This window comes from Ruoffia halotolerans, assembly GCF_014049385.1.
Taxonomy (GTDB): domain Bacteria; phylum Bacillota; class Bacilli; order Lactobacillales; family Aerococcaceae; genus Ruoffia; species Ruoffia halotolerans.
On record NZ_JACAOA010000044.1, the window covers coordinates 1 to 9762 of the forward strand.

General features: G+C 31.5%; 7 protein-coding genes and 1 pseudogene. All 8 read left to right on the plus strand.

The window, feature by feature from the left end; translation table 11 throughout:
- Positions 1 to 556 (plus strand): annotated as a pseudogene (locus HW423_RS10350) (hypothetical protein); the annotation flags it as partial.
- A 326-nt stretch (positions 557 to 882) separates the two neighbouring features.
- A complete protein-coding gene (locus HW423_RS10355) occupies positions 883 to 1116 on the plus strand; it encodes a TIGR04540 family protein (RefSeq protein WP_218931833.1) in 234 nt (77 codons plus the stop codon).
- Between the two features lie 19 nt (positions 1117 to 1135).
- Positions 1136 to 3046 (plus strand): Eco57I restriction-modification methylase domain-containing protein, encoded by a 1911-nt coding sequence (locus HW423_RS10360; protein WP_218931834.1) that lies wholly within the window; start codon positions 1136 to 1138, stop codon positions 3044 to 3046.
- 1 nt (position 3047) lies between these two features.
- A complete protein-coding gene (locus tag HW423_RS10365) occupies positions 3048 to 6374 on the plus strand; it encodes a DEAD/DEAH box helicase family protein (RefSeq protein WP_218931835.1) in 3327 nt (1108 codons plus the stop codon).
- A gap of 72 nt (positions 6375 to 6446) precedes the next feature.
- Positions 6447 to 7373, plus strand: a complete 927-nt coding sequence (locus tag HW423_RS10370) for a restriction endonuclease (protein ID WP_235956476.1) — start codon at positions 6447 to 6449, stop codon at positions 7371 to 7373.
- Positions 7374 to 7385: 12 nt separating this feature from the next.
- Complete coding sequence (locus HW423_RS10375) at positions 7386 to 7787, plus strand: hypothetical protein (RefSeq protein ID WP_218931836.1); 402 nt, start codon at positions 7386 to 7388, stop codon at positions 7785 to 7787.
- A complete protein-coding gene (locus HW423_RS10380) occupies positions 7788 to 8078 on the plus strand; it encodes a hypothetical protein (RefSeq protein WP_218931837.1) in 291 nt (96 codons plus the stop codon).
- 427 nt (positions 8079 to 8505) lie between these two features.
- Positions 8506 to 9762: hypothetical protein (locus tag HW423_RS10385; RefSeq protein ID WP_218931838.1), on the plus strand; the 1257-nt coding region annotated here is incomplete at its 3' end.

Below are 9762 nucleotides of genomic sequence, written 5' to 3' on the forward strand. Positions count from 1 at the left end.
ACATTTGTACCAAATTTATGAACTAGCTAACATATACCCAAATAGTGGTATGATTAAAAAAGCTTTGACTGAATTCTATGAAGATAGAATCATAAATACTGAAGAATTACCCAGCGATTATAGAGTTCTAATTTCTATACTTGTTGATATTATGTATAATAATCCAACTTCAATAAGCCATTGTACAATCATAATTGCAAAAATATTAGAACATAGTCCTGATGATATAGGCAGAGATATAATTGATAAGATTTTCAAAAAATATGAATACAAAGCAAATACAGAATATATTGAAATCTGGTTACAACGTTTAGCAATTATGTTCTATGAAGATGGATCAACTGAACTTAATAATTTATTTGATTCCAGAATATATCAGAAAGTTTTGGACTCGACAATTAGTCTATTTCCAAGTGATTGGATCAATAACTCCAATAGAAATAATTATAATGAACCGAGTATTATAGATGTGGAGTTATTCGAAAGTATGAGATACCAAGTTGATGACGGTGAAATTGATGTTTTAAATAGAGCAGATAATGTTCACAGTGGATAATTATTTTGTAGAATTGATATCGAAGTTCTAGGTTTGTTATAACTTAGACTCAAAAGTGGGACAAAACATTTCTTTTTTTATCGCTCTTCACTAGTTTTAAATACTGGTACTTTAGATAGCAATTTACTGATGTTTTAACGGACAATTGGTATGCCTATCACTTTAATAACAGCTCTAAATGCTCGTCACAACAAAATATGAGGCTAAAAAGCTTTGAAGAAGATAACGTATTTCTTCAAAGCTTTTTATATTCCTAAAATTAATAGATTACTATACGTATCTAAAGTATAATAAAAGTAAGAATTAAATATGACAGAGGTGATTCTGTGAAAGTGAAGAAATTTTACCGTACCCAACGGGAAGTTGCAGCTGTTATTAATGAAATACTTGATGAATATTGGGTAGATAATCTAACAGATGAAGAGTTAGAAGAAAATATAATTATGATCTATAAAAATAACCAACGTAAAATAATAAAAAACGATGATTTTACTACAATTCTTAAACAACAATGCGGAAAAAGTCGTTTAACAGTTGTAGCAAATATAATTACTAATTAAAAACAAAGGAGGTGGCTTCTTGAAAGAAAATAATAAATTATCGCTCTCAGATTTAAATGATTCAGCTATCTTAAGAGAGAATGAATCTCTATTAAGTTTACTGCTTAAGGATCATACCACTGGTAAGAATATAAAATGGGGGACAGATAGCTATATAATTCATGGCTATTCATTCCGAGATGATCAAGAAATTAAAATAGATCTTATTACTGGATGGTATGAAGGTTTTATTCGACCAAGAGTAGACAAAGATATAGATACCCAACTTGAACGGCAGCGTAATAGAGCAGAAGTTTTCACGCCCTCATGGGTAATCAAATTACAAGTAGATGCAGTTCTAGAGGATATGGAAGAATTATCATTGGTTGATTTTATCCAAACTAAATGGTTAGAAATAACATGTGGCGAAGCTCCATATATGGTAAATCGCTATGATATGGAAACGGGAGAAGTAATATCTTTAAAAGACAGAGCAGGCTTCGTTGATGTTAAATTTAAAAAATTAAATGAAGCAATAGAAACAGAAGAAGAATGGCTGAAGTTAGCCGTTGAAATCTATAAAGCCAGTTATGGTTATGAATATCAAGGAGACTCACTTCTACTAGCTAGAGAAAATCTAATTTTAACATTTATAGATAACTATTTTTATATGTTCGGAGCTTTCCCAAAAGAGAAAATACTATTAGAAATTACTAAGATAATAAGTCTGAATGTATTTCAAATGGACGGCTTAACATATGAAGTACCATATTCGGTTGGGGGCCTTGAAGAAAGTGGGACTCAACTTAGCCTATTCGAAGAGATAGAAACTGAAGAAAATATCACACCTAAACTAACTAATATTAAGTTGTGGGGAGTAGACAAGACAATCGAATTCAAATTGCTCTCGGAAAGGAATGACACAGAAATGAAATTTGATGTTGTAATAGGGAATCCTCCTTATCAAATAGAAGGAACTGGAAGTAATACTAGAGGAGAGCCAATTTATCATATTTTTTTAGAAGAATCTTATAAAATTGCCGATAAATCCTTATTAATAACTCCAGGTCGCTTTTTATTTAATGTTGGGCAAACTCCAAGTTCATGGAATAATAAGATGTTAAATGATTCTCATTTGAAAGTAATCTACTATGAATCTAATAGTTCCAAAGTATTTCCTAATACTGAAATAAAAGGAGGAGTCACTATAACATATCGGGATTCCAATAAAAATTATGAACCAATAAAAATGTTTATTCCATACATTGAATTAGAAACATCCTTAAATAAGGTCTTATCATCACCCGATTTCAAATCTCTAAGCAGTGTAGTATATTCTTCAATGAGTTACAAATACTCTAGAAAGCTGTATGATGAAATTCCGTACGCTGGTAAAATTCTAAGTGGTAATACAGTTAGAACAAATGCTTTTGAAAAATTACCAGAGGTATTTCATAATAACAAACCTAATAATGGAAATGAGTATATAAAAATATTTGGTAGACAAAAAAATAAGCGAGTATATAAATGGATCCGTAGAGACTATATTTCGGAACATCCCAATTTAGATAAGTATAAAGTCTTCGTAGCAAAATCAAATGGGTCAGGAGATTTTGGAGAAACGCTTTCTGAAATGGTTGTAGGTGACTCTTATTGTGGGCACACCCAATCGTTTGTTTCTGTAGGAGCTTTTGATAATGAAAATGAAGCTAGAAATGCAAAGAAATATATTAAAACTAAACTTGCTAGAGCTTTATTAGGGGTGAAAAAAGTTACTCAAGATAATCAAAAATCTACATGGGAGTTTGTCCCCATTCAAGATTTTACAAGATCATCTAACATAGACTGGGATACTACAATAAGTGAAATTGACCAACAACTTTACAAAAAATATGAGTTGTCTCAAGAAGAAATAAACTTCATAGAAAACAATGTAAAGGAGATGGAATAATATGCAGACACCGAATATTAATACCAAGGCACGTATTATTCCAAAAATCTATGCTTATCGAACACAAAGTAACCTGGAGAAACAGGGCTGGTTTAAAATTGGTTACACAGAAAGAGACGTGGATAGACGTATACGTGAACAAACCCATACGGCAGGTATAACTCCTGAAAAATTGTGGGACTATGTCGCACGGTTTAATGATGGTTATTATTTCAATGACCATGATTTCCATGCTTACTTAGTTCGTAAAGGTATTCCTAGAGATAGCGGAACTGAGTGGTTTAATTTTGAGAATGATGTAAGTAAATCAAAGCGAATGGTTTCTGCTTTTATGTTAAAAGAAGACATTCATGAGTTAGAGGGGTCTGTAAAATCTGAGAGTTACGTTCTAAGACAAGAACAAGCCAAAGCTGTCGAAAAGACTGTTGGATATTTCAAAAGTCGTGAGTCAGGGGAGTTTTTGTGGAATGCTAAACCAAGATTTGGAAAAACTTTAACTACTTACGATTTGATTAAAGAAATGGAATTTTCAAATGTTTTAATATTAACAAATAGACCAGCAGTCGGAAATTCATGGGTGGATGATTACGAAAAATTTATTAAGTATGATAAAGAACATAATTACTATTTTGTAAGTGATAGTCCTGCGATTGCACACAGAGATATTTTAAGTCGGAGTGAATACACAGAGAAATTAATAGATTTAGGGGTCTCAAACCAAATTGCATTTGTTAGTTTGCAGGATTTAAAAGGTTCTGCTTACTTTGGAGGGGATTATCCAAAATTACGCTGGATCAGAGACTTAAATTGGGACTTAGTAGTAATTGATGAGGCACATGAGGCTGTTGACACGAATAAAACTGAGTTTGCTTTAGAAAGAATTCAAACGGACTACATATTGCATCTTTCAGGGACCCCTTTTAAACAAATTGCTAGTGACAAATTTGAATCCAATCAAATATTTAACTGGTCTTATATGGATGAGCAGGAAGCGAAAGCGAACTGGGATGAAAGTGAAACTGATGAACATAATCCATATGAAGAATTACCTACTTTAAACATGTATACATATCAAATGTCGAACATGATTGTTAACCGAATTAAACAAGGTGCTGATTTAGATGAAGAGACGAATGTGGATTATGCTTTTGATATGAATGAATTTTTTTCTACTGATGATAAGGGCAATTTAATTTATGAAGCAGATGTCTTAAATTGGCTAGATTCTTTAACAAGTAATCAAAAATATCCATTTTCTACTCCAGAATTAAGAAATGAATTAAAGCATACTTTATGGTTGTTGAATAGAATAGATAGTGCCAAAGCCCTTGCTAATATTTTACGAAATCATCCTGTATTTGAAAACTATGAAGTTGTTTCTGTAGCTGGAGATGGAAAACTTGAACAAATTAATGGAGAAGAAATAGAGGTTGATGAAGAGAATGTTGACGGTCGAAATAGTGCATTAGAACGTGTAAAAAATGCAATAGCTAATAATGACAAAACAATTACTCTCACAGTTGGCCAATTGACAACAGGTGTAACTGTCCCTGAGTGGTCTGGTGTTCTGATGTTAAGCAATGTGAAATCTCCAGCTCTTTATATGCAAGCAGGATTTCGTGCTCAAAATCCTCATAAATGGTCGGATAGAGATGCTGAAGGTAATCCAGTAACTTATCGAAAACAAAACGCTTACATTTTTGATTTTGCGCCTGATAGAACTTTAGATATTATTGATGAATTTGCGAATAATTTAAATGCTGCAACCTCCGGCGGAAGTGGAACAATGGAAGAACGTGAAGATAATATAAAGCGTTTGCTAAATTTCTTTCCAGTTATTGGCGAAGATACTGACGGTCAAATGACTGAATTAGATGCCAAACAAGTTCTTACTTTACCAAAAAGAATTAAATCACGAGAGGTAGTTCGTCGTGGATTCATGAGTAACCTATTATTTAATAATATTGCGGGTATTTTCCGATCTAAAAAGGCCTTAGATATTATCAATAAGTTTGAAAAAACAGAGCAAGGTAAATTAACGACAGATAAAAATAAAGTAGATTCGAAAGATGTAGAAGATTTAAACGTGGATGAAGAAGGAAATGCATTTATAGAAGATGAAGTTGTCGAAGAGAAAAGAGATAGACTTTTTGGTGACAAGATTTACGAGAGAAAAGAAATCGAGGAGATTCTTCAACCTACAGATATAGGGCTTACAACTAATATTCAAGTTCGAGAAAAGTTAAGTGATGCTCTAAGCAAAGAATTAGAGCCAAGCTTTGATAAAATGCGTACGGAGTATGGGCTAACTATTAACCAACGGAAGCAAAAAGAGCGTGCTGCTAAAGAAAAGATCGATAAAGCAACCGAAACATTCGAAGCAGAGTTAAAAGCACGTCAAGCAGACCGTAAAGCTCAATTAGAAGATGACGGTGTGTTAAAAAATCCTAAAAAAGTCGAGGAAGAAAACAAAACCTTTATTGATGAAACCTATAATGACCTAAAAGTTAAAATAGAGGAAATAGTTTTAGAAACGACTACTGAAATCATAGAAGAACATGAAGTAAAACAAGAAGAGAAGAAAAAGAATACCGTAGAAGATGATATACGATCAAACTTACGTGGGTTTTCTAGAGCCATACCTAGTTTTATCATGGCATATGGGAATGAAGATTTAAATTTAATGAACTTTGATGAGTATGTTAGTGATGAAGTATTTTATGATGTTACAGGTGTTACATTAGAAGAGTTCATTTTCTTACGAGATGGTGGTACGTATGTTGATGATGAAGGTGAAAAACAACAATTTAACGGTAACTTGTTTAACGAAGTAGTATTTAATGAATCTATACTTGAATTTTTACGCAAGAAATCAGAGTTATCAAACTACTTTGAAGAAACCGAAGAGAATATTTATGACTATATTCCACCTCAAAATACTAATCAAATTTATACACCTAAATGGGTTGTTCAAAAGATGGTACAACAACTAGAAGATGAAAATTCAGGCATTTACGATGATTCGTCTAAGACCTTTATTGATTTGTATATGAAGTCAGGCTTATATATCACTGAAGTCGTTAAAAGATTGTATAACAGCGAAGTAATCAAGTCAGAATTCCCTAATGATTATGACCGTCTAAAACATATCCTAGAGAACCAAGTGTATGGATTAGCTCCCACAGAGATTATTTATAGAATCGCTACGAGCTTCATATTTAGTGAATTGACCGAAGGGATTAGCCAAAAGAACTTTGCACAACTAGACGCTTATCCATACGCAGAAGCAGGAACATTAGAAGAAAAGTTAGACGAAGTATTTGAGTGATATTGTTCAACTAACCCCCATATCCATTAATGAAGGATATGGGGTTTTCTGAAAAGGAGAGTTATTTTAGTTATGAAACCAAAAATTATGGATGAATTAACAACATCTGATCGAGAAGATTTAATTATGAAAGCTGTTATAAAGTCTCTAAATGATTTAGGTGGAGTTGCAGAACGTAAGGATATCAAGCGCGATATATATGATAATTCAAAACTAATTCCTGAGGATTATATAGACTATACGAGGGAGTCCAAAAAAACAGGAACGAAATATAAACCGTTCAATTATCAATTTAATTTCGCTATTAAATATCTGTTGCTAGCTGATTTTGTTCGGTACCCAAAGAAAGGTGAGGTTGAACTTACAGAAAAAGGTAGGAAAGTAAACTTAGAAATCTTTGACCCTCTAACCGAAGTACGTGTTTTGTCTGAGCCAGCAATGAAAGAAGAGTCACAGAAAAGAAAAGCGAAGAAGGAAATAACTGAAGCTACAGAAATAGAAGTTGAAGAGGAAGTATTAGATTCAGAAGGTATAGAAGAAGTCTGGCGAGGTCAACTAAATGAAGCACTCAAAAAGATGTCTCCTGAGAAATTTGAGATGTTTGCTAGAGGTTTAATGAAGCGAATGGGAATAGAGTTAGATAAGGAAATAGGTATTCAAACGACAGCTGATGGAGGTCTTGATGGATTTGGGTACATAACTGCAGACGACTTCAGAACAACACGAGTTGCACTTCAAGCAAAACGTTGGGAAGGCAAAGTAAGTTCTCCTGAGATCGATAAGTTTCGTGGAGCTATGGATAAGTATAATGCAGAATATGGTATTTATATAACGACCTCGGACTATACTAGATCTGCAATTGAAGCATCAAGAATCGGAACACGAGTGATTACTCTGATTAATGGTGATGATATATGTGACTTAGTAGCTAAGTATGAATTTTATGTAACTCCAGTGACTACGTATGAGTTAAATGATTTTTATTTTGAGGAAGAATAAAAGGAGCATAAAATGGTAATAATTACAAAAGATGTCTATGAAGAAATTAAAAATGATATTCCAAAAATAGAGGACCAAATGTCATCTAGAAACGGATCACGAAGATTATGGAAAAAATTCAGTAGTAAGAATTCGGTACTACTACCAGAAGTAAATTCACATGTTAGGGTTTCTGGTAAAATTTCAACAGAAAAAATAGAAGCAGACTTTCGCCCTGAACTCGAGCAGTTAAAAGAAGTAATCTTAGCATATATGATTGTTAATCCAGTAGAGGGACCATTAAATGATGAAATTAAAAATGAAGGTAAGGAAATATTAAATCAATCAGAAATTAGTTCGTCAGATAATATTATCAATGAAAAGATTGAAGAATCTAAGGTGTACATAAGGTCTGAAGAGTCTAATAAAAAATAAATGGCTGTAGAACAAATTTGGGATGCTTTTGAAAGGCTAAAAACAATTTATGGAGAAGACAAGAAAGCTTCCGCTGAAAAGCTAATTAATACAGTCAGTAATGGTTCTATAGCCACTAAAGAATTGCTTGAAAAGGAATTCAAGGAACTCACAAAAATTGGAAACGAATTTCACATTAGACATTTTGAAAATGGTAGAAAGCCTTTAGAATCTGATAAATTTCGTGAGTATTTATATTTTAGAATGTTGAGTTTGATTAGTCATTGTATAAATTCATTTAAAATTTTATAACAAAAACATTATAAAAGGAGAAAGTAGTATCAAAAATTATATAGATCATGAACAAAAAGTAAAAATAGTAGATAATATAGTCGCGAAAAATGATGATTGGGATTTTCTTGTTAAATATATCAATGAGAATTTTTATTTCCAAGATATTGATACTTGGAATGAATTTTTAGACGTAAGTAAGATAGTTAATATACATTTATATGATTATTTTACGCGAATATCTAGTTATACTAATTACTCATTTAATTTTGATAATAATATACTTAATGACCTATTTTTAATTATAGAATATGAAAATAATAAAAAAGATTATCAACAATGTAATGAGAATTTAAAAACTTTATACGGCCAAGTTAGATTATTTTTCCAATGGATAACCAAAGAGTTAAATACTCATAATTCTTTAGATCATATATTTAATATAGGGATGTTTACTATTAAAAATTTTTGGCAATTATATGATCTGAGAGGTATACAAGCAGAGAAAGATTTTGTGTCTAATGAAATAGAAAAAATTGATTTGAAGAATTTTGAAGTACCAAGAAATATATTTATAGATAATTTTAATCAAATCCTGCATGAATCAGATGCGAAATTTATTGAAAAATATGAGTCTGAGTTAGTTAATGCTAATGCGTTTAATTTTGCTAATTTGAATCTAGATTACGGTACTTGGCAAGAACGATATTTGCTAAATATGGTTAATATAAGTTTTATGAAGAGAAAAATCCAGCCAATGTTTTCTACTAATGATGGTTCTGGGAATCCTGATATCACCATGTGGACTGAAGAAATATTGGAAGATTTGAAAATATATTTTGCAAATGAAGTTTCAGATTTTATAATAGAGACAATTTCTTATGTCCTACATGGTAATGAGATGTCTGTAGAGGTAAAAACAAGGCATATTGAATTGTTACTTGAATACTTAAAAGACAAAGAGGATTATGCGATAAGAAATTGTTCATCATTTAAGATTGTCTCATACGTTTTTGAAGATAAATTGACAAGTGATATTTTAGAAAATGAAGAGTATAGAGCACTTCTTGAGTGGATTCATTCTGAAGAAGATATCGATATGATTGAAAGTCTCCAAGAATTTAGGTATCCGATTAGTAGGAAACAAAAAAATATATTAAATGAATATTATCGTACAAAATATGAAACAATTGATGAAATAAATGATTTAGTTCTACTTACAAGATATTTAAATGATAAAGATATTGTCAAAGAAATAGATCAAGAATATTTCGAGAAATTGAAGAACAGGTTTAGAAAAATTCTTAATAAAGAGTCGGGGGTAGAGATTGCATCATTATTTATAGATTATATGGGTTTTTTATTTCAACTAAGTAATAATCAAAAAATTGAAAAACAAAATAGGCAAATCGAAATAATTAAAGTTCAAAATCTATGGCAAAAAGATTATTATGAAGAACAGGTTTCAAACTTACAAGTTCATACACAAAAGCTAACTATCCCCTCTGCTGAAATTGAGTCTATCAACCAGTTGCTGTTAAATAATCCACTTGGCTTCCTTAATAATCTATTTCCGTCTAGTGATGAAAACTTAATTGAAAAAATGCAGTCTATATCATCTACACCGCTATATCACATGGTGAGTAAAATTGAAATAAAAGAGCAATTTCCTGAACGAGATGAAATAGATTTAAAAGATAACTCT